At 63.7% G+C, this 23048-nt stretch carries 20 protein-coding genes; 10 read left to right on the forward strand and 10 right to left on the reverse strand.

Annotation, left to right across the window (positions count from 1 at the left end):
• Positions 1-50 precede the first annotated feature (50 nt).
• Positions 51-383: a DUF2322 family protein gene (locus P0D71_RS00980; RefSeq protein WP_408182723.1), complete on the forward strand. Its 333-nt coding sequence runs from the start codon at positions 51-53 to the stop codon at positions 381-383.
• A 42-nt stretch (positions 384-425) separates the two neighbouring features.
• Positions 426-1181 carry an IclR family transcriptional regulator gene (locus P0D71_RS00985; RefSeq protein WP_091807423.1) on the forward strand — a complete coding sequence of 252 codons (756 nt, stop codon included), beginning with the start codon at positions 426-428 and terminating at the stop codon, positions 1179-1181.
• A 147-nt stretch (positions 1182-1328) separates the two neighbouring features.
• On the opposite strand, the gene P0D71_RS00990 is transcribed toward P0D71_RS00985, so the two are convergent.
• On the reverse strand, positions 1329-1895 hold the full coding sequence (locus P0D71_RS00990) for a VOC family protein (protein WP_408478864.1): 567 nt from the start codon (positions 1893-1895) through the stop codon (positions 1329-1331).
• Between the two features lie 144 nt (positions 1896-2039).
• Here P0D71_RS00990 and P0D71_RS00995 point away from each other — a divergent pair, with 144 nt between their 5' ends.
• The 3 genes from P0D71_RS00995 (at position 2040) to P0D71_RS01005 (ending at position 5889) form a co-directional block, all read left to right on the forward strand.
• Positions 2040-2891 (forward strand): fumarylacetoacetate hydrolase family protein, encoded by an 852-nt coding sequence (locus P0D71_RS00995; RefSeq protein WP_408478866.1) that lies wholly within the window; start codon positions 2040-2042, stop codon positions 2889-2891.
• A 62-nt stretch (positions 2892-2953) separates the two neighbouring features.
• On the forward strand, positions 2954-4483 hold the full coding sequence (gene mhpA / locus P0D71_RS01000; protein WP_408478868.1) for a bifunctional 3-(3-hydroxy-phenyl)propionate/3-hydroxycinnamic acid hydroxylase MhpA: 1530 nt from the start codon (positions 2954-2956) through the stop codon (positions 4481-4483).
• 65 nt (positions 4484-4548) lie between these two features.
• Positions 4549-5889, forward strand: coding sequence for an MFS transporter (locus P0D71_RS01005; RefSeq protein ID WP_408478869.1), 1341 nt, complete (start codon positions 4549-4551; stop codon positions 5887-5889).
• Between the two features lie 85 nt (positions 5890-5974).
• Here P0D71_RS01005 and P0D71_RS01010 read toward each other — a convergent pair whose 3' ends face one another.
• The 3 genes from P0D71_RS01010 to P0D71_RS01020 all read right to left on the reverse strand — a co-directional run bounded on the left by P0D71_RS01010 (position 5975) and on the right by P0D71_RS01020 (position 10516).
• A complete protein-coding gene (locus P0D71_RS01010; protein WP_408478871.1) occupies positions 5975-7531 on the reverse strand; it encodes a PepSY-associated TM helix domain-containing protein in 1557 nt (518 codons plus the stop codon).
• A 74-nt stretch (positions 7532-7605) separates the two neighbouring features.
• The gene (locus tag P0D71_RS01015; protein ID WP_408478873.1) at positions 7606-10032 is read right to left on the reverse strand and encodes a TonB-dependent receptor domain-containing protein; all 2427 of its coding nucleotides are present in this window, start codon (positions 10030-10032) and stop codon (positions 7606-7608) included.
• An 82-nt stretch (positions 10033-10114) separates the two neighbouring features.
• Complete coding sequence (locus tag P0D71_RS01020; RefSeq protein WP_408182706.1) at positions 10115-10516, reverse strand: DUF2946 domain-containing protein; 402 nt, start codon at positions 10514-10516, stop codon at positions 10115-10117.
• Between the two features lie 207 nt (positions 10517-10723).
• On the opposite strand from P0D71_RS01020, the gene P0D71_RS01025 reads away from it, so the two are divergent.
• Complete coding sequence (locus P0D71_RS01025; RefSeq protein ID WP_408478875.1) at positions 10724-12868, forward strand: tetratricopeptide repeat protein; 2145 nt, start codon at positions 10724-10726, stop codon at positions 12866-12868.
• Here P0D71_RS01025 and P0D71_RS01030 read toward each other — a convergent pair.
• A complete protein-coding gene (locus tag P0D71_RS01030) occupies positions 12861-13817 on the reverse strand; it encodes a LysR family transcriptional regulator (RefSeq protein ID WP_408478877.1) in 957 nt (318 codons plus the stop codon). The two genes, P0D71_RS01025 and P0D71_RS01030, sit on opposite strands and share 8 nt — an antisense overlap.
• Positions 13818-13921: 104 nt before the next feature.
• Between P0D71_RS01030 and P0D71_RS01035 the strand changes: the two genes are divergently transcribed.
• Genes P0D71_RS01035 through P0D71_RS01045 form a run of 3 tightly spaced genes read left to right on the forward strand, consistent with a single transcriptional unit; the run spans position 13922 to position 17564 of the window.
• Positions 13922-15037 carry an aryl-sulfate sulfotransferase gene (locus P0D71_RS01035; RefSeq protein WP_408478879.1) on the forward strand — a complete coding sequence of 372 codons (1116 nt, stop codon included), beginning with the start codon at positions 13922-13924 and terminating at the stop codon, positions 15035-15037.
• A 38-nt stretch (positions 15038-15075) separates the two neighbouring features.
• Complete coding sequence (locus P0D71_RS01040; protein ID WP_408478881.1) at positions 15076-16404, forward strand: uracil-xanthine permease family protein; 1329 nt, start codon at positions 15076-15078, stop codon at positions 16402-16404.
• Between the two features lie 53 nt (positions 16405-16457).
• On the forward strand, positions 16458-17564 hold the full coding sequence (locus P0D71_RS01045; RefSeq protein ID WP_408342639.1) for a porin: 1107 nt from the start codon (positions 16458-16460) through the stop codon (positions 17562-17564).
• An 11-nt stretch (positions 17565-17575) separates the two neighbouring features.
• On the opposite strand, the gene P0D71_RS01050 is transcribed toward P0D71_RS01045, so the two are convergent.
• The 4 genes from P0D71_RS01050 to benA are packed head-to-tail and all read right to left on the reverse strand — an operon-like array spanning position 17576 to position 21291.
• Positions 17576-18364, reverse strand: a complete 789-nt coding sequence (locus P0D71_RS01050) for a 1,6-dihydroxycyclohexa-2,4-diene-1-carboxylate dehydrogenase (RefSeq protein WP_091809208.1) — start codon at positions 18362-18364, stop codon at positions 17576-17578.
• A 5-nt stretch (positions 18365-18369) separates the two neighbouring features.
• The gene (gene benC, locus P0D71_RS01055) at positions 18370-19389 is read right to left on the reverse strand and encodes a benzoate 1,2-dioxygenase electron transfer component BenC (protein WP_408182692.1); all 1020 of its coding nucleotides are present in this window, start codon (positions 19387-19389) and stop codon (positions 18370-18372) included.
• 22 nt (positions 19390-19411) lie between these two features.
• Positions 19412-19903: a benzoate 1,2-dioxygenase small subunit gene (gene benB / locus P0D71_RS01060; protein ID WP_091807474.1), complete on the reverse strand. Its 492-nt coding sequence runs from the start codon at positions 19901-19903 to the stop codon at positions 19412-19414.
• Positions 19900-21291, reverse strand: coding sequence for a benzoate 1,2-dioxygenase large subunit (gene benA, locus P0D71_RS01065; protein WP_408478884.1), 1392 nt, complete (start codon positions 21289-21291; stop codon positions 19900-19902). Before benA ends, benB begins: the two co-directional genes overlap by 4 nt.
• 185 nt (positions 21292-21476) lie before the next feature.
• Between benA and P0D71_RS01070 the strand changes: the two genes are divergently transcribed.
• On the forward strand, positions 21477-22394 hold the full coding sequence (locus tag P0D71_RS01070; protein WP_091809210.1) for a LysR family transcriptional regulator: 918 nt from the start codon (positions 21477-21479) through the stop codon (positions 22392-22394).
• 21 nt (positions 22395-22415) lie between these two features.
• On the opposite strand, the gene P0D71_RS01075 is transcribed toward P0D71_RS01070, so the two are convergent.
• Positions 22416-23012 (reverse strand): putative pterin-binding protein, encoded by a 597-nt coding sequence (locus P0D71_RS01075; protein ID WP_408295635.1) that lies wholly within the window; start codon positions 23010-23012, stop codon positions 22416-22418.
• Positions 23013-23048 lie beyond the last annotated feature (36 nt).

Genomic DNA, 23048 nt, shown 5'->3' on the forward strand with positions numbered 1-23048 from the left:
GATAAGATACGGCCCGCGCCGCATTTTTCCGAACAGAAGGAGTGTTTTCAATGATCCAACCGAGCAACGTATTCAAGGACAACCTCGCGCAGATGCCCGGCATCGAGGGCATCGCGCGTATCGACCTGGTCGACGGCAAGGGCGCCGTGGTGGCCAGTATCGAGAACAAGCCCGGCAAGCAGGGCTCGCTCGCGGTGTACAACTATCTGCAGCAGACGTTCGGCACGCTCGACGCCAAGGCCGCCGAACACGGCCTCGTGGTGTTCGCCGAGCACACCGCCGACGCGCGCAATCGTCCGGGTGCGCACCCGAACGTCGACATCCTGCTCGCTATCGCGGCGGGCGGTGAAGCGCTGCGTATCGACGTCGTCGCGGCAGGCTGAAGGCTATAATTTCGCCACCTCACCCGGAAAGCCCTCTCTTCGATGTCGAGCATCGCCAAGCTTCTCTCCATACTCGAACTCTTTTCCGAAGGGCGGCCCTTTCTCTCCGCGGAAGAGGTGGCTGCCGAGCTCGACTGCTCGATTCCCACCGCCTATCGCTATGTGCGTGAACTGGTCGAGTCGGGCATGCTGGTGCGCTTCTCCGGGGGCGAATATGGACTCGGTCCGCGCATCATCAAGCTCGACTACAACCTGCGCATGTCCGATCCGCTGCTGAAGGTGGGGCAACCCATCATGCGCGAACTGAGCGAGCATTCGGGCTTCGACGTGGTGATGTCGCGCTGGTACGGCGACGAACTGGTGGATACGCACCGCGAGAGCCTCGATTCGAAGCTCGATCTGCGCTATGGGCGCGGGCGTCCCCGGCCGTTGTTTCTCGGCGCCGCGCCGAAGGCCATTCTCTCGACCTTCCCGAAGGCGAAGCTCGCGCTGCTGTTCGAGCGGCACGCCACAGACATCGCAACCAGCGGGCTGGGCCCGAGCTTCGAAGACTTTCGTTCCGCCTTGCACAAGATTCGCCGGGCAGGTTTCTATCTGTCGAAGGGCGAACTCGAAGCAGGCGTCTCGGCTATCGCCGCGCCGCTTTTCACCGACGATCAGGGCGAAGCCGTCGGCTCGCTCGCGCTGATCGTGCCCACGCCGCGGCTCGAATTCGTCAACCTGGACCGGCTTGTCGAATTGATTCGCGAAGCCGCCGCCCGCACGTCGCAGCGCACGCGCGCGGTGATTTCCGGCTGAGCGCGTTGCCGGCGATGTGTCGGTCTCTACGCCGGCAGCGCCACGCTGCCGTGCCGACTCATGCCGCGCCACGCCGGCACTCCGCCACGCACCGCCACGCCGGCTGATCCATCGCCACGTCGCTTCACGCAACGGCATCGCCACGCATCAGGCGATGCCCATTCGCTTTGCCATCTCCGCTTCCCACTCCGCGCGCGGGCGAAAGCCCGGCAACCCGCGCGCATGCCGTTCCACCGATGCCATCAGTTGCGCATCGGGCAGTGAGAAATCCACGGCCACGCGCATCGGCTGATCCACGTACCACGGCGTGTCGATAAACAACTCCAGCCGGTTTCCCTCCGGATCGCGCGCATAGAACGAGATCGCGTTGCCGTGCGTGACCGGCGTGATCTCCTTCGCGTCTTCTTCGATAAAGCGCCGGTAGAAGCGCTTCAGCGACGCCAGGCTGTCCGCCTCGAATGAAATCTGGTTGATCGGATTGAACGCGAGGTGCTCGGGCCTGCCGCTCGCCAGCACGATCTGATGATGCACGGCCGGATCCCGGCTCAGGAACACCAGCCGTACGTCGCCACGCGGCGTCGACAGACTGCCGCGGTCGGTCACGGTGAACTCCAGCACGCGTGTGTAGAAGTCTTCGACCCGCACCATGTCGCTCACGTAAAAGCCCATGTGGCTGAGCGACAGGCCGGGGCGCCTGGTCGTGGTCGATGTCATGTCTTCCTCCTTGGTAGTGATAAACCCTGATAAAAAGTATCTTGTGGATCGTGTTTTTATCAGTGTATTCTCAAATTACGATAAAAACATCAAAACAAGGCCAAATTTTTCGAAGCGATCGCTTCTTTTTATCCATGGAGCAACATGAAACTCGTCAGCTTTTCCACCCATGAAGGACCGTCCTTCGGCATCGTCCGGGATCAATCGGTGATCGATCTCGGCAAGCGCCTGAACGGACGCTTTGCAGATCTCAAGGCCCTGATCGCCGCCGATGCGTTCGACGAAGCCCGCCGCCTCGCGACAAGCGGCGCGAGCGACTATCCGTTGAACGAGGTGACGCTCCTGCCGGTCATCCCGAACCCCGCCCAGATCTTCTGTGTGGGCCTCAACTATGCGGAGCACGTGAAAGAGACCAACCGCGAGACGACCGAGAACCCGGTGATCTTCATGCGCGTGCCGGCCTCGCAGGTCGGCGCCGGCCAGCCGATGCTGCGGCCGCCCGAGTCGACGCAGTTCGACTACGAAGGCGAGATTGCCGTGATTGTCGGGAAAGGCGGGCGGCGCATTGCCGAGCAGAACGCGTGGGAGCACATAGCGGGCTACGCCTGCTACAACGACGGATCGATCCGCGACTGGCAGCGCCACACCGGGCAGTGGGGACCGGGCAAGAACTTCTACCGCACCGGCGCATTCGGTCCGTGGATGGTGACGAGCGACGAGATCGAACCCAACGCCACGATGACCCTGAGCACGCGCCTGAACGGACAGGAAGTGCAACGCGCCACGACCGACATGCTGATTCACGGCATCGCCAGACAGATCGCCTATCTGTCGACCTTCACGCCACTCGCACCCGGCGACGTGATCGTGACCGGCACGCCGGGCGGCGTGGGCGCGAAGCGCAATCCGCCGCTCTTCATGAAAGCGGGCGACGTGGTGGAGGTCGAAGTGGACCGCGTCGGCATTCTGTCCAACCCGATCGCCGACGAGGCCTGAGCGCGTTCGGCCGGCGCGCTCGCGGGTTCGCCGCGCCGGCCCATCATTGAAGGCAAAAAACCATGTCACAGCCAATCCCCAACCCCGACGCCTGCGACTACGACGTCGCCGTGATCGGCCTGGGCCCGAGCGGCGCCACGCTCGCCAACCTGCTCGCGCTCGACGGTCTGCGCGTGCTGGTGCTCGAACGGGACCAGGACATTTTCGCGCTGCCGCGTGCCGTGCACTTCGACGCGGAATGCATGCGTGTATTCCAGACGATCGGTCTCACCGATACCTTGCTGCCAAACCTGTTCGTCGGACCCGGCATGAAGTTCGTCGACGCGGCCGGCCGCTTGCTGATCGACTGGCAGCGGCCTACCGGCGTAGGTCCGCTCGGCTGGTGCGCGAGCTACAAGTTCCATCAGCCCGATCTCGAACGCGCTCTGCGTGCGCAGCTCGCGAAACAGCCGACCATCGACGTGCGCCTGCGGCACGAAGCCTTCGCGCTCGATCAGACCGCCCACGGCGTTGCGCTTCGCTTCGAAGACACCCGCACGGGCAAGCTCGGACGAGCCACCGCGCGCTACGTGGTGGGCTGCGATGGCGCGCGCTCCATCGTCCGGCGCTTCATGGGTACCGAACTCGACGATCTCAAGTCACACGAGCGCTGGGTCGTCGTGGATGTGTTGCTCGACAAGCCGCGTCCCGACCTCGGCGACTACTCGATCCAGTATTGCGACCCCACGCGGCCGAGCACCTATACACGCGGGCCGAACAATCGTCGCAGGTGGGAACTGATGGTCATGCCAGGCGACGACACGTCGAAGCTTTCATCGCCCGAGTGGCTGTGGGACAGGCTCGCTCGCTGGGTGACGCCGGCCGATGCCACCCTCGAACGTTCAGCGGTGTACACGTTTCACTCGGTGGTGGCGAAGGGCTGGCGCAACCAGCGTCTGCTGCTCGCCGGCGACGCTGCGCATCAGACGCCGCCGTTCATGGGGCAGGGCATGGCGGCCGGCATCCGCGACGCGAGCAACCTTGCGTGGAAACTCGCCGCGGTGATTCGTGGCGAAGCGGACGACACGCTGCTCGACACCTACGAATCGGAACGCTCGCCGCATGTGCGCGAGTTCATCGAGACCGCCGTGCAACTCGGCGCGGTAATCCAGACCACGCCTTCGCACCCTGCCGATCCCGATGCCGCTGCCGGCGAAACGAGCCGGGCGATCCGCGCTTTCGTGACTCCGCAGCCGCTGCTGGGCGAGGGCGCGCATCTCGGCCCCGCTCAGCCGCAGGCAGGCAGCATCGCCGCGCAGCCGCGACTGTCCGATGGACGCCTGCTCGATGACGCCATCGGCTACCGCTTTGCGCTCGTGGCGTTACCGAAAATCCTGCATGACCAGCCCGGCCTCGCCGAACTCGCGGCGCTCACGGACATGGCGCTTGTCGCCGATGGCTCCGCGGCGCTCGGCGCGTGGCTCGCTGAGATCGGCGCGAGCGCCGTGCTCATCCGGCCGGATCGCTACATACACGGCGTGGCCCATGACGATGCGTCGTTGCAGGCATTGCTGTCGCACGCGTTCACGGGTTTGCCGGCCGAACACGCGTGAAGGTGTTGCCGGCAGTCACATTCGTACTGGCCAGTAGAAGCCAGACACTCATATCGGAGGAGTCAATGGAAGCAACCCAACACGAAGTCAGGGCGGCGCAGCGCGCCGCGTCTCGCGGCATTTCCCGCGCGCAGTGGAAGATGATCCTCATCGCGAGTCTCGGCGGCTCGCTGGAGTTTTACGATTTCATCGTCTACGGGTTTTTCGCGCATTACATCGCCGCACAGTTCTTTCCCAACGCGTCGTCGGTGATCAGTTTGCTGTTCTCGTTTTCCGTTCTTGCGATCGGCTATGTGATCCGTCCGCTCGGCGGCATCGTCCTGAGCAGCTGGGGCGATCGCTATGGGCGCCGGCCGGTGTTCCTCGTCTCCATCGTCGTCGTGACGGCGGCCACGATTTGTCTGGGGCTGCTGCCCAACTATCAGAGCTGGGGTGTCACGGCGTCGATCCTGCTCATCGTGCTGCGCATGCTCCAAGGCTTTTGCGTGGGCGGCGAGATGCCCGGCGCCATCACGTATGCCGTGGAGGCCGCACCCGAGCGCGCCGGTCTGGCTGCGGGGATCATCATCTGCGCGGTCAACGTGGGTGTGTTGCTGGCGACGCTGGTGAATCTCGCCGTGCAGACGTTTCTCTCCAGCGCCGACGCCGCCGCATACGGCTGGCGCATCGCGTTTCTGTTCGGCGGCGCGTGCGGGATCGTGTCGTACTGGATGCGGCGCAATCTCGACGAGTCGCCCGAATTCGAGCAGATGCAAGGCGCCGTCGCGAAGCAGCCGTTTCGTGAGACGCTGCTCAATCACAGCAGAGCCGTGCTCGCCGGCGTCATGTCGATTGCGGTGATGGCTGGCGTGAATGGCATTCTGTATGGGCACATGCCGGCGTTTCTGGTTCAGCAACTGCACTATGCGCCGCGCACGGCGGCCATCGCGCAGAACGCGTACCTCGTCGTCAGTTCGTTCGGGCTGCTGTTCGCGGGCTGGCTGGGCGACAGAGTTCCGCGCCGGCATCTGCTGCGCCTGTCCGCGCTGTTGCTGATCGTGCTGAGCTATCCGTTCTATGTCGCGCTCAGCACTCATACGGTCGACCCCGTCGTGCTTTTCGTGCTGGCAGCGCTGGTGTTTTCGCTGGCAAGCGGTACGTGGGCGTCGGTCCTCGCCGATCACTTTCCGGTGCAGATCCGTTTCAGCGGCATTGCGCTGTCGTATAACGTTGCGGTGGTGGTGTTCAGCGGATTTGCACCGTTGCTCGCGACGGTTCTGATCCGCGAGACCGGGTCGCTTGCGGCGCCCGCGTATTACGTGATCGGCGCCTCGGTGGTCACGTTGCTGGCGTCAGAGCGGCTGCAACAACACCGCCGGCACGATTGCGACCCCGCACAGCGCGGACACGATGTCGGGACTGTGTAACGGTAATGCGCTCGACCGGAAGTTCGGCTCGCTGTGCCGTCGGTGTTCGGCGCGGACTCGCCAGTGATGTATCACGGGCGCTGGCTCATTGTCCCGCCCGCTCTGTCTGGCCGGCGGGGACGTGTCGCGCAGCACGGCCGAATATCGCGCGATCCGCGAGCCACACGGCGAACAGCGTGGCGCCCATCAACGGGAAGACGACGCCGAGCAGAACGAGCCCGGTTTTCCAGCCGCGCATGGGCGGTGCGGCCCGTTCGCGCGAGGGCGCGCCGAGCGGGCGTTGCGGCCGGCGCTTCCACCACATCACGCACCCGGTAACGGCCATCGCCGCGAGTCCGAGAGAAATGGCGGCGCACAGCAGTTGATTGGCGAGACCGAAATAACGGCCCATATGCAGCGACGTGCCGTACGAGACCGCCTTCGACACCGCGCCGTAATCGCTATAGCGAATGTCCTTCAGGATCGCACCGCTGTATTGGTCGATGTACAGCGTGCGCTCGTCTTTCGGGTCGCCTGGAAAGTATGAGATGGTGTAGACGCCTGTCACGGCGGCCGGCAGCACGATGTTGTAGCCCTCCGTCAAACCGAGCGATGCGGCAAGCGCGATCACGCGTCCAAGCGGCAGGGGATGGTCCAGGCGAGCATCGGCGGAGACGGAATTGGGCACCGGCGTGTTGCCGACGGCCCAGGGCGTGAGCGGCAAAGGCAGGTCGTCCATCACCATGCCGGGCATCGAGTCCATGTCGGCTGCGGCTCCGTGGTGGCCCGTGTGGCCGGTATGCTCGGCATGTTCGTCATGTGCCGCGTTCTGCGTACGCGTCTCCGCTTGGGCGGCTTGCAGGCCGACCGCGCCGGGCAGTGTCGAATGCAACGCCAGACCACCCCAGGAACCCGGCGGCGCGCCGAGATTCGCCGCGCTCGCGAGCGCCTTGAATTGCTTGCCCCACGAACCCGTCCAGGGCAGCCCCGTCAACACGAACGCCAGTGCGCCGAGCGCGAGCCAGATGCCCATCACGGCGTGAACGTTCTTCCACAGCGCGCGCCCTTTCAAAGCGAAACGCGGCAACAGCGCTTGGCGAGCCGTGGTTTTCTCACGCGGCCACCATAGTGCGATGCCGGTGCCGATCATCACGAGCGTCCAGCATGCGGCGAGTTCCATGAGCAGCTCGCCGGGTTTGCCGAGCAGCAGCTTGCGGTGAAGCATGCGGTCCACTTGCATGAAGCGCTGTTCGACGCTCAACGTGCCCAGCACCACGCCGGTGTAGGGGTTCACATAGACGCTCTGTTTGGCGCCGTCCGCGAGACGGAAGACGAATTCCGCGCTGCGCCGCGGGTCGCTCGCGACGACGGCGCTCACCGCGGCCGCGCTCGGCGGCATGGCCGAACGCGCGTTGGCAAGCAGCGCTTCCGCGGGCAGCCTGGGCACGGCCTGCGGTGCGACGACCAGACGCTCCGGATAAAGCAACGGTTCGATTTGTGGCTGGAAGCAATACAGCGTGCCGGTGATCGCGAGCACGACCAGAAACGGCATCACGAAGAGGCCTGCATAAAAGTGCCAGCGCCAGAGCGTGCGGTAGCCCGGGTTGGCCGCGCCGGCCGCCGGCGTGACACGTGGCCGCTCGGTGGTGATGGTGGTGGACATGGAATCCTCCTGGAGCAAAAAATAAATCGATCGGTTCGAACCGCACGCCTTGGCGTGCGGCGGGTCCAGCGCGCTCACATGCGCAGCTTCGCTTCCACGTAGAAGGTGCGGCCGGGATACGGGTGATAGACGAAGTAGCGGGCGTCGAACAGGTTGTCGACGCCGATGCCGACTTCACTCAGCTTCGTCGGCTTGTAGGTGAATTTCGCATCGGCCACCGTGTACGAACTGGTGCCGCCGAACACGTCCGGATTCGTGTCGGTATTGGTGAGCGTGTTGTACTGACGCCCCGAATAGCGCGCGGCAAGTGTGAATGCCGCACGTTCGTCGAAGTGATACGTCGCGGCGAGATCCACGCGCCACAGCGGAATCCGGTAGAAGTACTTGCCGACCGTGGCGGGGTTCTGCGCGTTGGCGAGAATCTTCGACTGCGTGTAGGCCACGCTCGCCAGCAGGTCGAGGCCGCGCATCAGCACGTCCTCACCCGAATAGCTCGTTTCCACGCCACGTGAACGGACTTTGCCGATGTTCTGGAAGTTGGTGACGTTGGGAATCACGGTCGTATCGGTCTGGCTGAAGATCGTGTTCTTCACGTCGTCCTGAAACAGCGAGAGGCGGAACACGCCGTTCCAGTGCGCCCATTCGGCGGTCAGTTCTTTCGAGAGATCGTCTTCGGGCTGCAGATTCGGATTGTTATTGACGATCGTGGAGCCGTTGATTTTTCCCTGGAACAGTTCGCTCACTGTCGGAAAGCGGTACGCGCGGCCAATGGACGCACGCAAGGTCAGGTCGTCGGTGACGTCGAACGACAAGGAGGCTTTCGGCGAGAAGTGATGCTGGCTCACGTCGCTGTAGGCGAGCGTAGTGCCGGCCAGCGACTGCGACCCGCCATAGGCCTGCCAGTCTTCGTGACGCACGCCGTAGACGAGCTTCCAGCGCGGCAGAAAGCGCCATGCGTCCTGCACGTAGAGCGCCTGGGTTTGGGTCTTGCCGGCGAACGCATTGGCGAACGACGTAGTCGCGCCGTCGCGCCAGTTCAACGTGTTGTAGCTCTCGTTGTCGAGAAAGTAGTTGTCGTAGTGGTAGCCGAAGCTCAGCGCGTGATTCGCGAGCCCCGCCTGATTCGTCGCGGGCGTATAGGTGCTGCGCAGATCGAGCGTTTTCCAGCCGGTGCCGTCGCCGAAGATCACGGTGCCGGGACCGTTGCCCGGCGCGCCGGAATTCGCGGTGCGCGCCACGCTGTTGCCGATGTCGTAGTACGAAGCGATTGCCTCGCCATTCCAGCCCGTGGCATTGCGCGTTTTCAGCGACACGCCGTACAGCCAGTTCTCGCTATGACCAAGACTCGGAGCCAGTGCGGACGCGGGAATCGTGTATTCATAGCCGTCGATCGCGACTTTGCCGCTGTAGACCGGATTGCCGTTCGCATCGCGCAGAAAGGTCGATGTCTGGCTGTTATAGGTCTGATGCCAGTAGCCGAGCGTGAAACCGCCTTGCAGCGTCGGCGTGAAGTCGTACTGCATCTTCAGCTTGAACTGGTCCTGCACCGTGTGTTCGATGCCTTCGCCGTTCACGCCGAGCACCGCTGTCGGCGTATTGGTCTGGTTGTTGTAGAAGTACGCGCCGGTGACGGGCGTGTCGCCGGCTTTGGCGGGCGTGCTGGATTTCGCCAGCGTGGCGAATTGCAGCGGCTGGCTGGTGTTTTCCAGGTGATTCACACCCAGCAGATACGAGAACTTGCCGACGCGGTCGCCGATCGTCGCGCTTGCTTCGCTGCCGTTGAAATTCTGATTCACGCCGAACAGGCTGAAGTGCTGGGTGAAGCCTTTGACGTCGGCGGTCGCTTCGAACTGTTTCGGCATGCGTGTGCTGATCAGCACGGTCGCGCCGAGTGAATTGCCCGGATAGAGCGCGGAAAACGGCCCGTAGATCACGTCGACCTGCTGGATCTCGTCGGGAAACACCATCGACCAGCGCGGTGGAAACGAATAGCTGCTGCCGAGCAGATTGCTGAGCAGCAGACCGTCCGCGTAGACGAGACCGCGCGCGCTTTGCGTGTTGCTGGTGCCGCGCACGGCGATGATCGAATTCAGATCGCCGATAAATCGCTTGCGCACGGCGAGGTTCGGCATGTACTTCAAAACGTCTTCCGTATTGACGACGTTCCAGTTGCCGAACTGCTCGGGGGTGACCGTTTCGACCGAGGCCGGCAGGTTGGGATCGACGACGCGCGGCGCGGCGAGCGCATTCGCACTGACGCTGACCGCGGGCAGCGTGGTTTCGGCGCTCGCGCTCTGCGCATGAGCGGGCGAGGCGAGCAGAGCCGGCACGACCGCTGGGACGATAGCGGGCAAACAGGCTGGGAACAGCGACTGGGGCAGCAATTGAAGCGAGAAGCCAGGCAAAAAGCCACGCAAAAAGCCACGCGAAAAGCGCGGAGAAAAGCCGCGCGCGCCGCGGCGGGCGCAAGAGGGCAGCCTTCGCAGGACGAAGTTGAACATGAACGTTTCCTTGATGCATGGAACAGGCGATCGCGCGCCCCCTCGACGGGTGCGGCGAATGCGCGATCAGGACTGGCAGCGATCAGGAAACGGCGGGCGGAGCTCTGGGACGGCCGGACGGAAATGCGCCGAGCGGCGTGAAGCGGGTGGAGAGGCTCGGCGGCGCGGTGCCGGCAAGCGCGAGCGCGGGCGGCGGCGCGACGACGGCGACCGCCGGCATGGCGACATGGTGTTGGAGCAGATGACAGTAGCCGCACGCGCCGAACGCGTCGTCATGGCTCAAATGGACCGGCGCCGGAGCGGCCTGGGTCGCCGCGCTCGCCATGCTGAAATCGCGTGGCTGGAGCGTTGAACAGAGCGCGGCGATGGGTTCGTGCGCGCGGCTGGACACCAGCATCTGACTCACGAGCGGCGCGAACACGACGAGGCACATGGCGAACAGGCCAAGCCAGGCAGTCATGCGGTTGCGGGAGCGTAGAGTCATGGTGATGGGCGTAAAGACGCGGGCGATTCTAACATCGCCGCGCCCGCTTTTATCGCGTGATCCAGGTGTGATCCTGGATATAGCGAGGGATTAAAAGCCCGAAAGCCGTTCATTTCGCCGCGTTACAGGTGTGCCGATTCCCTTAAGCTGCGTGGTACATCTCCCGCTTTTCCGGCCGGATCGCCGCCGATCCCGGTGACACGACTCATGACCGACACGCAGTTCGCTTCCCCGCTCGACGACATCAACCGGCAGGCCGTTGCGCTGTTCTCGGCCGCACGATTCGCCGAGGCTTTGTCGATGGTGACGCCGCTGCTCGAAGCGGATGCCGTGCCGGACGACGCGCGGGCCGACGCATTGAACATCGCCGGCGCGTGTTCGTTTGCCTTGCAGCGCCCCGCGGATGCGGAAAACCAGTGGCGCCGCTGTCTGCGCATCAAACCCGGTTATGCCGAGGTGTACGGCACACTCGGCATGCTGCTCAAGTCGCAAGGCCGTTTGTCCGCGGCCAAGGCGATGTACCGCCGACTGGTCGCGTTGCGGCCAGGCCACGCCGACGCCCACAATCATCTCGGCACGGTGCTCCATGGCCTCGGCTACAGGGATGAGGCGGAGGCATCCTATCGCGAGGCGCTGGCGCTTCGTCCCGACTACGCCGAAGCGCACTATAACCGCGGCATCGTGTTGCACGAACTGGGCCGCCTTCGCGAAGCGGAAGCGGCGTTTCGCCACGCGCTGCCTGGGCTGCCGGATCACGCCGAACTCCACAACAACCTCGGCAGCGTGCTGATGGAACTGGGCCGTCTCGCCGAAGCGGACGACGCCTACCGCGAAGCACTGAGAATCCGGCCGCACTATCCGGAAGCGCTCAACAACCTCGGCGGTGTGCTGAAGGCCACGTTCCGTCTCGCCGAAGCCGAACTGGCTTTTCGCCTTGCACTTGCCATTCGTGCGGATTATGCGCAAGCCCACCTGAATCTCGGCACGGTGCTCGCTGATCTTGAACGCTTGCCCGAAGCCTCGGCCGCTTACCGCGAAGCCATCGCTCAACGCCCCGACTACGCCGAAGCGCACTACAACCTCGGCGCGGCGTTGGCGAGGCAGGAGCAGCTGTTCGAGGCCGAAACGGCTTATCGCGAGGCGATTCGCCTGCGGCCCGATCTCGCTCATGCGCACAACAACCTGGGTTGCGTGCTTCGCCGGCTCGATCGTCTGCCGGCGGCTGTCGAGGCATTCGAGCGAGCGCTCAGCGTGGGTCCGCAGCTGGCGGAGGCGCACTACAACCTCGGCGCGGCGTTGGCCCAGCTCACGCGACTGCCCGAGGCCGAAAACGCGTATCGCCGCGCGCTCGCTATACGTGCCGATTACGGCGATGCGCGGTTCGGCCTGGCTGTCCTGCTGCTCGGCATGGGCCGCTTCGAAGAGGGATGGCGTCTGTACGAGTGCCGCTACGCGCAGCCCGCCTTCGTTCATCACGCGAGCGCGTCGATGCTGGGCTGCCCGCAGTGGCAAGGCGGCCCGCTCGCGGGCAAGTCCTTGCTGGTGTGGCAGGAAGACGGCCTCGGCGACATGATCCAGTTCAGCCGCTATTTTGCTTTGCTGAAAGCACAGGGCGCCTCGCATATCGCCTTTGCCTGCGCGCCGGCGCTGCACCGGCTGATGGCCTGCGTCGATGGTGTGGATGCGGTGTTCGATCACGACACCGCACGCGCGCGCGCGAACGCTTACGATTGCTGGACCAGTCTGCTGAGCGCGCCGCTGCATCTGCGCACGAGCGTGGCTACCATTCCGCGCGCCGTGCGTCTCACGGTCGAGCCGTCGCTGGTCGAACGGTGGCGGCCGATGCTGGATGCGCTGCCGCCCGGCCGCAGGATCGGTCTGGTGTGGAAGGGCAATCCGAACCATCATAACGACGCGAATCGGTCGATCCCGTCGCTCGCCATGCTGGCGCCGCTCTGGAGCGTGCCGGGCGTGAGCTTCGTGAGTCTGCAAAAAGGCCGGGGCGAAGACGAGGCGAAGAATCCTCCCGCCGGTCAGCCGCTCCTCGACCTCGGATCGCTCGTGACCGATTTCGCCGACAGCGCCGCGATCATCGCGCAACTCGATCTGTTGATCGGCGTGGACACCTCCACCGTGCATCTGGCCGCGTCGCTCGGTAAACCGTGCTGGGTGATGTTGCCGGAAAAGGATATCGACTGGCGCTGGATGCACGAGCGCAGCGATTCCCCGTGGTATCCGCACACGCTGCGCCTGTTCCGGCGCGTGCCGGGCGAGGACTGGTCGATGCCGGTCGAGCGCGTGCGTCAGGCGTGCGCGGAACGATTTGCTACCGTGGGCCGCGCGCTCACATGACGCGCGCACCACGCTTGCGAGCCGGTTGCGTTGCCGTGTGAAAGCGGTCCTCGATCGTCTCGATGGCCTGGCCGAGAAACTGCAGGAACATGCTCATCACGACCGTGGTGGTCAGATCCGAGCGCTGATACAGGCAGCTGGACGATTGTGCGCCCGCATCGGCGAGAGGTGTCCACGCCAGCTTACGCTGCGCGACATCTTCGGCGACGTTCTCCGCGATCAGAAAACCGATGCCGACGCCGTCCGCCACGAGCCGGCGCACCATGGATACCGAGCTGGTTTCCACTAGCGGACGCGCCTTGCGCCGTTCGCGGTGATCGATCTGATCCACCATCGCGCGCAACTCAGTGTCCGGCGTCATCAGGATGAGCGGGTAGTCGAGGCACTCGCGCAGGCGTGGGCGTTTCTGCAGTTTCGTGAGCGGATGCCCCGGTGGCGTGACGAGACCGAGATGTTGCGTGAACGCGCGCACTTCCACCACACCGGGCGGCGGTTTGCGGCGCAGGCCGTAGCCGATGTCCGCTTCGCCGGTTTCCACCCACTTCAGGATGCTTTCGCCGTTGCCCGAACGCACGCTATAGGTCACGCCCGGATAGCGCTTCATCGCGGCCTGGATCGCATCGGGCACCAGTTGTTCGGCCGACGAGGGCGACACCGCGAGATTCACATGCCCGCGACGCAGCGAGCGCAGATCTTCGACTTGCGTCATGGCGTTGTCGAAATCGCGCTGACCGCGCCGCACTGCGGCAATGATGATCTCGCCCGCCGTGGTGAGCTGCATGCCGCGCGGCAAGCGGTCGAAGAGCGGTGAGCCGACCTGTTCCTCCAGATTCAGAATCTGCTGGTGCACTGCGGCAGCCGTCAGGTGCAGCGCTTCGGCCGCCTTGCGAATCGAACCTCGCCTGACCACCTCGTCGAAACAGCGGAATGTCTGTGATATTGGACGCATGCATGTACCGTATAGTTTTCTCGTACGGCCTGTAAAGAACAATCAGATTTTCCTGACAGCTCGAATAGCCTAGATTTTGCTCCATCATCTTAACGGAGCGAAACGTGACTACCACAGTCGATCAAATCACCCAGCGACGCCGCGGCGTCGGTCTCATCGCTCACGACCCGGAACTGTCAGCAGGCGGCTATTCGCTGATCGCGCCGCAAACGGCGGGCGGGCGCGTATATCTCATCGATATCGGCGGCGAGGTCGTGCATGAATGGCGAATGCCGGTGCGCCCCGGCCGACATGCGGTGATTCTCCCGAACGGCAATCTCGGCTACAACGGCAGCCATGCGGATTCGGAAGACCGCTACGCACCGTGGTCGATGTGGCATGGCGGCGATTTCTATGAAGTCACGCCACAAGGCGAAGTGGTCTGGCGCTACCAGGACCCCGCACATCACCACGACGCGCAGTGGCTGCCGAACGGCAATCTGCTGTATGCCGCGTGCGCGCCGGTGCCGGCAGCTTTTGCGGAGCGCGTGCCTGGCGGCACGGCGCATGGACCCGAAGAGGTGATGTACGGTGACGTGATCCGCGAAGTGAATCGCGCGGGTGAACTGGTGTGGGAGTGGAAGGCCTGGGAGCACCTGAATCCCAAGGACTTTCCGATTGCGCCGGGCTTTGGCCGCTATCACTGGCCGCTCGTGAACGGGCTCGGCGTGAACGCCAGGGGCGAAGTGCTGATGAGTTTGCGCACCACGTCGGGCATTATCGCCGTCGATCGCGAGACTGGCGGCGTAACGACGCATATCCCGCCGAGCGTGGTCTCGCATCAGCACGCCCCGGTGGCGCTCGCCAACGGCAACATTCTCACCTTCGACAACGGTAACTTCCGCACCGGTGCGCACGTGGCGTTCTCACGAGTGCTGGAGATCGATCCGTCGAGCCGCGAAGTGGTGTGGTCGTATGCCGACGACATGGTGAACATGTTCTACAGCGCGTTCATGGGCAACGCCCAACGCCTCGCGAACGGCAACACGCATATCACCGAGTCGGCCACCGGGCGTCTGTTCGAAGTGACGCCGGCAGGCGAAGTGGTGTGGGAATACGTGATTCCGTGGTTCGGCGAGTATCCGGACGAAGCGGCGCGTAAAACCGGTCCGGGCCAGTTGAACAGCGTGTTCCAGACTTTCCGCTACAGCCGCGAGCAATTGCCGTGGCTGCGCGCATGACTGCCGCGCTTCATTGCGCTTCGAACTCCGAGGGTAACGTGAATCCAGAACCCGCCATTCATAGCGTCGACGCGCGCTTGCCCGCGTGGCAACTCGTGCTGTTCGGCCTGCAGCATGTGCTGTCCATGGCCGCCTCGCCGGTCACCGCGGTTTTTCTCGTGTCGCGCATGGTGTCGCTGCCGTCGGACATGACGGTGCATCTGATCGGCGCGACCTTTTTCGTATGCGGCGTGGGCACGCTGCTGCAGTCGCTCGGCGCCGGGCCGATCGGTGCGCGGCTGCCCTTCGTGATGGTGCCGGGCGGCGCGCCCGCCATGCTGTTCGCCGTTATCGCGACGCAAACGGATTTGCGTACGGCGGCAGGCGCCGCGATTCTCACCAGTCTGTTCTATTGGATCGTGCTGCCGGTATTCGCGCGCTGCCTGCGGTTTTTTCCACGCGTGGTGGTGGGCACGATGCTATTGCTCGTGTCGGTGAGCCTCATCAAGATCTACGCCGGCATCATTGTCGGACAGCCGGGCACGCCGGCTTTCGCGCGGCCTCAGTCGCTCGGCCTTGCACTGGTCACGATCGTGGCCACGCTCGCGGTGGCGCGTCTGTTCAAGGGCACCGTGGGCAGGCTCGCGGTGCTGCTGGGCCTCGCCGTCGGCACATTCGCAGGCTGGGCGACGGGGCAGATGCCCGCGGGCGGACTGTGGAGCGGCCCGCTCGTCACGCTGCCGACGCTACTGCCATTCGGCATGCCGCGTTTCGACGTGCTGGCCGCGCTGCCCATGCTGATCTTCAGCGTGATCTCGATGGCCGAGGCGACGGGGCAGACGGTAGCCGTCGGCGAAATCACGGGCAGGAAGATCGACATGCGGCGCGACGTGCCGCGCACGATTCGCGGCGATGCGCTCGCGTCATTGATCGGCTCGCTGCTGGGCACGTCGCTCATCATCACCAGCGCGGAGAATATCGGCGTCGTGCAGACCACGGGCGTGCGCTCGCGCTTCGTCACCGCAACGGCGGGCGGCATGCTGATGCTGATCGCCCTGTTCGCGCCGCTCGGGCGTTTCGCCTACGCGATTCCGGCGCCGGTGGTCGGCGGCACCGCGCTGATTGTCTTCGCGATGATCGGTGTGATGGGCATCAATCTGCTCGGCAAGGTCGACCTGCATGAGCGAGGCAATCAGTACACGCTGGCGGCGGCGCTCGTCGTGGGGCTGATACCGGTGCTGGTGCCGAACGTCTACGCGTCGTTCCCCGGACCGTTGCAGATCGTGCTGGGCAACGGCATGGCGGCGGGCACGCTCACGGCCATCGTTGTCAATCTGGTGTTTGGCGCGTGGCGCCTCGCACCGGCGGAGAACATCCAGACCACCTGATGTCGGGCTTCCGGGCCCTCGCAGTTTTCCTTCCAACGCTTCACCCACACGCCATGAAAAACAAAATCGCTTTCCACGCGACGCTCGTCGCGGGCTCGCTCGCGCTCGTCGTTTCCTCGACGGCCTACGCGCAGAGCAGTGTCACGCTGTACGGCAGTCTCGATGCAGGTCTGGGTTACGTGAGCAATCTGCACGGCTCGCCGGCTTATATCGCGGAGCAGGGCACCTTGCAGGCCGACCGCTTCGGCTTTCAGGGCGTCGAGGATATCGGCGCGGGCCGTTCGGTGGTGTTCAGGCTCGAAAGCGGTTTCGTCACGACGACGGGCGCGTCCGCGAGCAGCAGCACGTTCTTCAACCGCCAGGCGTACGTGGGCCTGGCCGATCCGATGTTCGGCACAGTGACCCTCGGCCGCCAGACAGACTGGAATTTCGACTGGCTCGGGTCGCTCTCGACAGGGCAGGTGCTCGGCGACTTCTCCGCGTTTCACCCCGGCAATCTGGATGGACTCGGCAGCACCTTGCCCGTGCAGTTGTCGAGCACGGTGAAATGGAAGAGCGCGAGCTATCGCGGCCTGACGCTCGGCGCGCTGTATGGATTTCCGGGCGCGACGGCCAGCAATACCAACGGACGAACTATCAGCTTCGGCGCTAACTATAGCAATGGTCCGCTCAAGCTGGTGGCCGTGTATTCCGAGTATCGCGACCGCTTGCTGCCGCTCTCGAACGGACTCGGCCTGACCTCGTTCGAAGGGCAGACGCTTACGCCCGGCGCAACCTTCAACGCGAAACAGGTGCGTGACATGGGCATTGGCGGGTCGTACCGTTTCGAGCGGGTGACGCTGCACGCGCTCGCCACCGATGTGCGGATCGCCTCGAACGGCGGCAGTGAACACTTTTGGAGCATCGACGGCGGCGCCAATCTGCGTTTGACGCCCGCCGAGGAAGTCGCGGCCGGCGCATGGACCGCGACGCTCGATGGGCGTCGCTGGACGCAGTTCACGCTGGCCAACGTGTATTCGCTGTCGAAAACCACGCAGCTCTACGCGGATCTGATGTTCGAGACCGCGAGCGGCGGCGCGGTGGCCAATACGCTCGGCATTGGCGCCGCTTCAGGCGGACGGCAGACGGTGTTCCTCAGCGGGATCCATCACCTGTTCTGAGCCAGCCCGTATCAACCGAGGTCGCCGCCGCCCACGGGCAACACGGTGCCGGTGATATACGACGCCTCGTCCGAGGCGAGAAACAGAATCGCGCCGACCTGTTCGTCGATCGTGCCGTAACGGTGCATCAAACTCGACGCGATGGTCTGATCGACAATGCCCTGATACCAGCGCGCCTCCTGCTCGCTCTGCGGCGCCGTATTGCGCGGCACCTTGCGCGGCGGTGCCTCGGTGCCGCCGGTGGCGACGGCGTTCACGCGGATGCCGTCGTCCGCATGTTCAAACGCGAGACTGGCGGTCAACGCGTTCACGCCACCCTTTGATGCCGCATACGGCACGCGGTAGATACTGCGCGTCGCGATCGACGACACGTTCACGATCGCCCCGCGCCGCTGCGCGATCATGGCGGGCAGCACCGCGCGGCAACTCCATAAAGTGGGGAAGAGCGAGCGGCGCACTTCGGCTTCGATCTGCGCTTCGTCATACTCTTCGTATGGTTTGGCCCAGATTGTGCCGCCCACGTTGTTGACCAGCACGTCGATCTTGCCGAAGGCGTCGAGCGCCGCTCGCATCAGCTTGCACGCACCGGCGTAGGTCTCCAGATCCGCGATCACGGCGAGCGTGGGACTACCGAGGGCGGCGATCTCCGCCTCCACCTCGTGCACGAGTTCCGCGCGGTCGGCGAGCACGACGATAGCGCCTTCGGCGGCGGCGCGCAGCGCCACGCCCCGGCCGATGCCTTGCGCCGCGCCGGTGACGATCACGACTTTTTCATTGAAGCGTTGGTTGGACGAAGTCATGGTCATCACGCGAGATTGCTTGCCGAGAATTTCTCGTAGAAGAAATGCGCCGGCGTGATGCCGCTGGCGCGCAGCCATGTCTGCACGGCCTCGACCATTGCGACCGGGCCGCACAGATAGACGTCGACATCGCCGTCGTTCAGCCACGCGGGGTCCACATGCTCCGTCACATAACCTTTGCGAGCGTGATCGCTGGCGGCGTCGGCCACGCACGTGCGGTATTCGAATTGCCCGATCGCGCGTTGTGCTGCATCGAGCTGCTCGGTGCCTACCAGGTCCCTGTCATGCGTGACGCCATAGACCATGCGAACCGGTTGCGTACTGCCGCGTGCGCCAAGCACATGCAGCATCGAGAGAAACGGCGCAATGCCGGTGCCGCCGGCGAGAAACAGCACGGGACGCACCGGCTCGCGCAGATAGAAGCTGCCATAGGGACCGGAAAACGTAATGCGCTGTCCCGCTTGTGCTTCCTCGCACAGATAGCGGCTCATGCGGCCATCCGGTACGTTGCGCACCACGAAAGCGGCCTGCGTAGCGCCGGGAGCGGAACTGAACGAGTACGAGCGGAAGGTGTCGCTGCCCGGAATGTCGACGTTCACATATTGACCGGGCAGAAAGCCCAATTGCTCCGGCTGGTCTACGTCGATTGAAAAATGGATGGTCGAGTCGGTGAGTTTGTCGATCGCCGCCAGTTTGCCCGCATGCTTCGACACGCCGGTCTTGCACGCGGCCGACGAAGCCGGCACCCGAATCACGCAGTCCGAGCGCGGCCGCGTCTGACAGGCGAGCACGTAGCCTTGAGCGGCTTCGTCCGCGGTGAGCGCATCTTCGATATAACTCGACGCGGGCAGATCGTACTGGCCGGATTCGCAGAAGCCTCGGCACGTGCCGCATGCGCCGTCGCGGCAGTCCAGCGGAATGTTGACCTTCTGGCGATACGCCGCGTCCGACAACGTTTCGTTGTCGCGGCAGGTGATGAAGCGGGTCACGCCGTCTTCGAATTGAAGTGCAATGCTGTGTTCCATGTGCTGCTCCCGAACCACCTGTTCAGATGTGGTAAATGTCGATAACCTGATTGATGTAGTCGTTCTTCAGTACGACATACTTGTTCAGGATCCGCGGCTCATCGCCCGAAAAGTCGATCACGTAGCGCGACATGCCGAAGTAGCTGTAATTCGTCTTGTAGCGGTGGCTCAGCGTGTGCCAGTTGAAGCGCACGGTGCACACGCCGTCCTGCTCGCTCTCCAGTTCCACGTTGCTGATGTTGTGGCTGGTGCGCGTGTCCGGCATCGTCGCGCTCGATCGCTCGGTCTTGATGCGGAACACACGGTCTTCGAGCCCCTGGCGATTGGGGTAATAGATCAGCGAGATTTCGGTTTGCGGATCGGTGACGAGTTTGTCCTCGTCGTCCCATGAAGGCATCCAGAACACCGCATCGGGGTGGTAGCACTGGAGCCAGTCGTCCCATTGCTCGTCGTCGAGCAGGCGCGCTTCGCGGTAGAGAAACGCTTCGAGGTCGGTGATGACGATCGGCTTCATGCGTCGACTCCTTCGGCTGACCGGGCTGGCGCCGTTGTCGGCTTCAACGCCTGTTTCATCGTCTCGACCCAATAGCGATGCTGCACGGTGTAGAGTCCCTCGTCCTCGGTTTTAACGCCGCTCATCAACGGCTTGAGGCCGATGCGGCTCGCCGCTTCGTCCGGACCTTCGATCCAGTGTTGCGCGCCACGGCACATGTCGTTCCATTCGAGCGCGCTGCCGGCATAGCCTTGCTGACAGGCGCGAAATTCTTCGAGATCGTCGGGCGTGGCCATGCCGCTCACATTGAAGAAGTCTTCGTATTGCCGGATGCGGCGCGCACGCGCTTCGGCCGATTCGCCTTTGGGCGCGATGCAGTAGATCGTCACTTCGGTCTTGTCGACGGAGAGGGGGCGCAGCAGGCGGATCTGCGAGCCGAACTGGTCCATCAGATACACGTTCGGATAGAGGCACAGGTTGCGGGAGTTCTGGATCATCCAGTCGGCGGTCTCGCTGCCGCAGCGCGCGGCAAATGCGTCACGCTGGCTGAAATTCGGACGGTCTTCCGGATTGGCCCAACGCGACCACAGCAACATGTGCCCGTGTTCGAACGCATAGAAGCCGCCGCCTTGCCGGCCCCAGTTGCCCGCGTCCATCGCGCGGACCTGATCGACCCGTGCGTTTTCTTCCTTACGGTGGTTGGTCGTCGCCGCATAGTTCCAGTGAACCGCCGAGACGTGATAGCCGTCGGCGCCGTTTTCGGTTTGCAGTTTCCAGTTACCTTCATACGTATAGGTCGATGCGCCGCGCAGCACTTCGAGCCCGTCTTCCGACTGATCGACGATCATGTCGATGATGCGCGCGGCCTCGCCGAGAAACGCTTCCAGCGGCAGCACGTCGGCATTCAGGCTGCCGAACAGAAAGCCACGATAGCTCTGGAAGCGCGCGATCTTCTTCAGGTCGTGCGAGCCTTCCTTGTTGAAGCAGTCGGGATAACCGGCATCTTCCGGATCTTTGACCTTCAGAAGCTTGCCGCTATTGTTGAAAGTCCAGCCATGGAACGGGCAGGTGTAGGTGGCTTTGTTACCGCGCTTGTGGCGGCACAGCATCGCGCCGCGATGCGTGCACGCATTGATGAAGGCATTCAACTCACCTTGCCGGTTGCGGGCGATCACGACCGGCTGGCGTCCCATGTGGGTCGTGTAGTAGTCGTTGTTGTTCGGGATCTGGCTTTCGTGCGCCAGATAGATCCAGTTGCCCTCGAAGATGTGCCGCATTTCGAGTTCGAACAGGGCCGGGTCCGTGAAGGCGCTGCGATGCAGGCGATAGTCGCCGCGCTCCGCGTCTTCGACCAGAAAGTCGTCGATGCCGGTAAGGCGCGGCGCGCGATCGGGGTAAATCGGAATCATGGTTGTCTCCTGACAGAAGTCCGCTTGTCGAACGGCGCCGCGAAACGCTGTCGCTGCCGTCATGCAATGCAATGCCTGAAAGGTATAATCTGTGTGGAATTCAGGGGTAAGTGCAGGATAGTTGGCGTGCGTTTAATGCGTCCAACACCGTTTTAGTATCGGGTTCATATCTAAAAGGTATGGTCATGGAATTGCGCCATTTGCGCTATTTCGTTGCGGTTGCCGAGGAGCGCAATTTCACCCGCGCTGCCGAACGTCTGCACATTGCGCAGCCACCGCTCAGCCGGCAGATCCAGCAACTGGAGGAGTCGCTTGGCGTGCTGCTGTTCGAGCGCGGCTCACGTCCGCTCAATCTCAGCGACACCGGGCGCTTCTTTTATTCGCATGCGGTGCAGTTGCTCGCGCAAACCGCCGAACTGGAATCGATGACAAAGCGTGTGGGCAAGATCGAGCGCAGCCTGTCGGTGGGTTTCGTCGGCTCGACGCTGTACGGCATGCTGCCGAAAATCATCCGCCGCTTTCGCGACGAAAACAGCGCGGTGGAGTTGAGCCTCCACGAACTGTCCACCATGGATCAGATCAAGGCGCTCAAAGAAGGGCGTATCGATGTCGGCTTCGGCCGTATTCGTCACGAGGATCCGAGCGTGCGCCGGGTCGTGCTGCGCGAGGAGCGCATGATCGTGGCGCTGCCGGTGGGTCATCCGCTCACGGCGTCGAAGCCCGAGTTGTCGCTGCACGACCTGCTCGGCGAGACGCTGATCATTTTCCCGAAGGCGCCGCGCCCGAGCTTTGCGGATCAGGTGCTCGCGGCGTTCCATGACCGCTCGCTCAAACCGCATCGGCTGTACGAAACGCGTGAATTGCAGATTGCGCTCGGCCTCGTGGCCGCCGGGGAAGGCGTCGCGATCGTGCCGAGCAGCGTGTATGGCCTGAAGCGCGATGACGTGAGCTACATGAATCTGGACGACCCGAACCTCGTTTCGCCCATCATAATGAGTACGCGCATGCTCGACGAATCGGAGGACATCAGCGCGATGCTGAAGCTGATCTACGCGCTGTATGTCGAAGAGCAGATGGAGTTTTTGCCGCCGGGCAAGCGCTGAGTCGCGGACGGCGGCTTGCCGTTACGCCGCTGTGACCTGGAGGTGATAGAGCCCCCAGGGTGACAGCTCGAAGCGGTCCTTGAGCGGTTTGTTCGACAACTCGGGGATATTGTCCGCGTCGTAGGTTGCCCATAGCGGGCCGACGCCGCCAAGCGGCAGCGGCTTGCCGTCCATCTGGGTCGCCACGATGAATTGGTAGGCGCGCACCTTGTCGAGTGTCGTCGCCACTGCGTAGCCATCTACTGCGTGCATGACGATTTGCGTGTTGCCAGCGCTCGGGGCGCCGACATGCTCCAGCACGTGAGTGAGCAATGGGCCGCTCAAGGTGTGCTGGCGGGAATCGTATTCCGTGGTGGGCTTGATCGTCACGGCCGGCATGCTGGCGATCAATGCCGAATCGACGCCATAGGCTTCGGAAAACTTCACCTGATGCTTGGCGAGCAACTGGTCGAACGCGGGATCGAGCGCGCCGCGATTGTGACGCCTGATCGCGCCGCTGATCGTGAGAATGACGGGCGATGCCGCGCAGGCTTGCTTGCGGGCAGGCTGGCCGCCGAATGCGGGCGCGGCAGCCGCGCTCAGTAGAGCCGCGCTGCTTAGAAACTGGCGCTTGTTCATTTGCGTGGTCTCCGGACAATGAGTGGGGCGACGTGA

It is taken from the genome of Paraburkholderia sp. RL17-383-BIF-A, assembly GCF_046028015.1.
In the GTDB taxonomy this organism is placed as follows: Bacteria; Pseudomonadota; Gammaproteobacteria; order Burkholderiales; family Burkholderiaceae; genus Paraburkholderia.

What these genes read in the sequence shown, in the direction of transcription:
- P0D71_RS00980 (WP_408182723.1), top strand. Translation starts at nt 51, where the DNA reads ATGATCCAACCGAGCAACGTATTCAAGGACAACCTCGCGCAGATGCCC.
- P0D71_RS00985 (WP_091807423.1), top strand. Translation starts at nt 426, where the DNA reads ATGTCGAGCATCGCCAAGCTTCTCTCCATACTCGAACTCTTTTCCGAA.
- P0D71_RS00990 (WP_408478864.1), bottom strand. Translation starts at nt 1,895, where the DNA reads ATGACATCGACCACGACCAGGCGCCCCGGCCTGTCGCTCAGCCACATG.
- P0D71_RS00995 (WP_408478866.1), top strand. Translation starts at nt 2,040, where the DNA reads ATGAAACTCGTCAGCTTTTCCACCCATGAAGGACCGTCCTTCGGCATC.
- mhpA (WP_408478868.1), top strand. Translation starts at nt 2,954, where the DNA reads ATGTCACAGCCAATCCCCAACCCCGACGCCTGCGACTACGACGTCGCC.
- P0D71_RS01005 (WP_408478869.1), top strand. Translation starts at nt 4,549, where the DNA reads ATGGAAGCAACCCAACACGAAGTCAGGGCGGCGCAGCGCGCCGCGTCT.
- P0D71_RS01010 (WP_408478871.1), bottom strand. Translation starts at nt 7,531, where the DNA reads ATGTCCACCACCATCACCACCGAGCGGCCACGTGTCACGCCGGCGGCC.
- P0D71_RS01015 (WP_408478873.1), bottom strand. Translation starts at nt 10,032, where the DNA reads ATGTTCAACTTCGTCCTGCGAAGGCTGCCCTCTTGCGCCCGCCGCGGC.
- P0D71_RS01020 (WP_408182706.1), bottom strand. Translation starts at nt 10,516, where the DNA reads ATGACTCTACGCTCCCGCAACCGCATGACTGCCTGGCTTGGCCTGTTC.
- P0D71_RS01025 (WP_408478875.1), top strand. Translation starts at nt 10,724, where the DNA reads ATGACCGACACGCAGTTCGCTTCCCCGCTCGACGACATCAACCGGCAG.
- P0D71_RS01030 (WP_408478877.1), bottom strand. Translation starts at nt 13,817, where the DNA reads ATGCGTCCAATATCACAGACATTCCGCTGTTTCGACGAGGTGGTCAGG.
- P0D71_RS01045 (WP_408342639.1), top strand. Translation starts at nt 16,458, where the DNA reads ATGAAAAACAAAATCGCTTTCCACGCGACGCTCGTCGCGGGCTCGCTC.
- P0D71_RS01050 (WP_091809208.1), bottom strand. Translation starts at nt 18,364, where the DNA reads ATGACTTCGTCCAACCAACGCTTCAATGAAAAAGTCGTGATCGTCACC.
- benC (WP_408182692.1), bottom strand. Translation starts at nt 19,389, where the DNA reads ATGGAACACAGCATTGCACTTCAATTCGAAGACGGCGTGACCCGCTTC.
- benB (WP_091807474.1), bottom strand. Translation starts at nt 19,903, where the DNA reads ATGAAGCCGATCGTCATCACCGACCTCGAAGCGTTTCTCTACCGCGAA.
- benA (WP_408478884.1), bottom strand. Translation starts at nt 21,291, where the DNA reads ATGATTCCGATTTACCCCGATCGCGCGCCGCGCCTTACCGGCATCGAC.
- P0D71_RS01070 (WP_091809210.1), top strand. Translation starts at nt 21,477, where the DNA reads ATGGAATTGCGCCATTTGCGCTATTTCGTTGCGGTTGCCGAGGAGCGC.
- P0D71_RS01075 (WP_408295635.1), bottom strand. Translation starts at nt 23,012, where the DNA reads ATGAACAAGCGCCAGTTTCTAAGCAGCGCGGCTCTACTGAGCGCGGCT.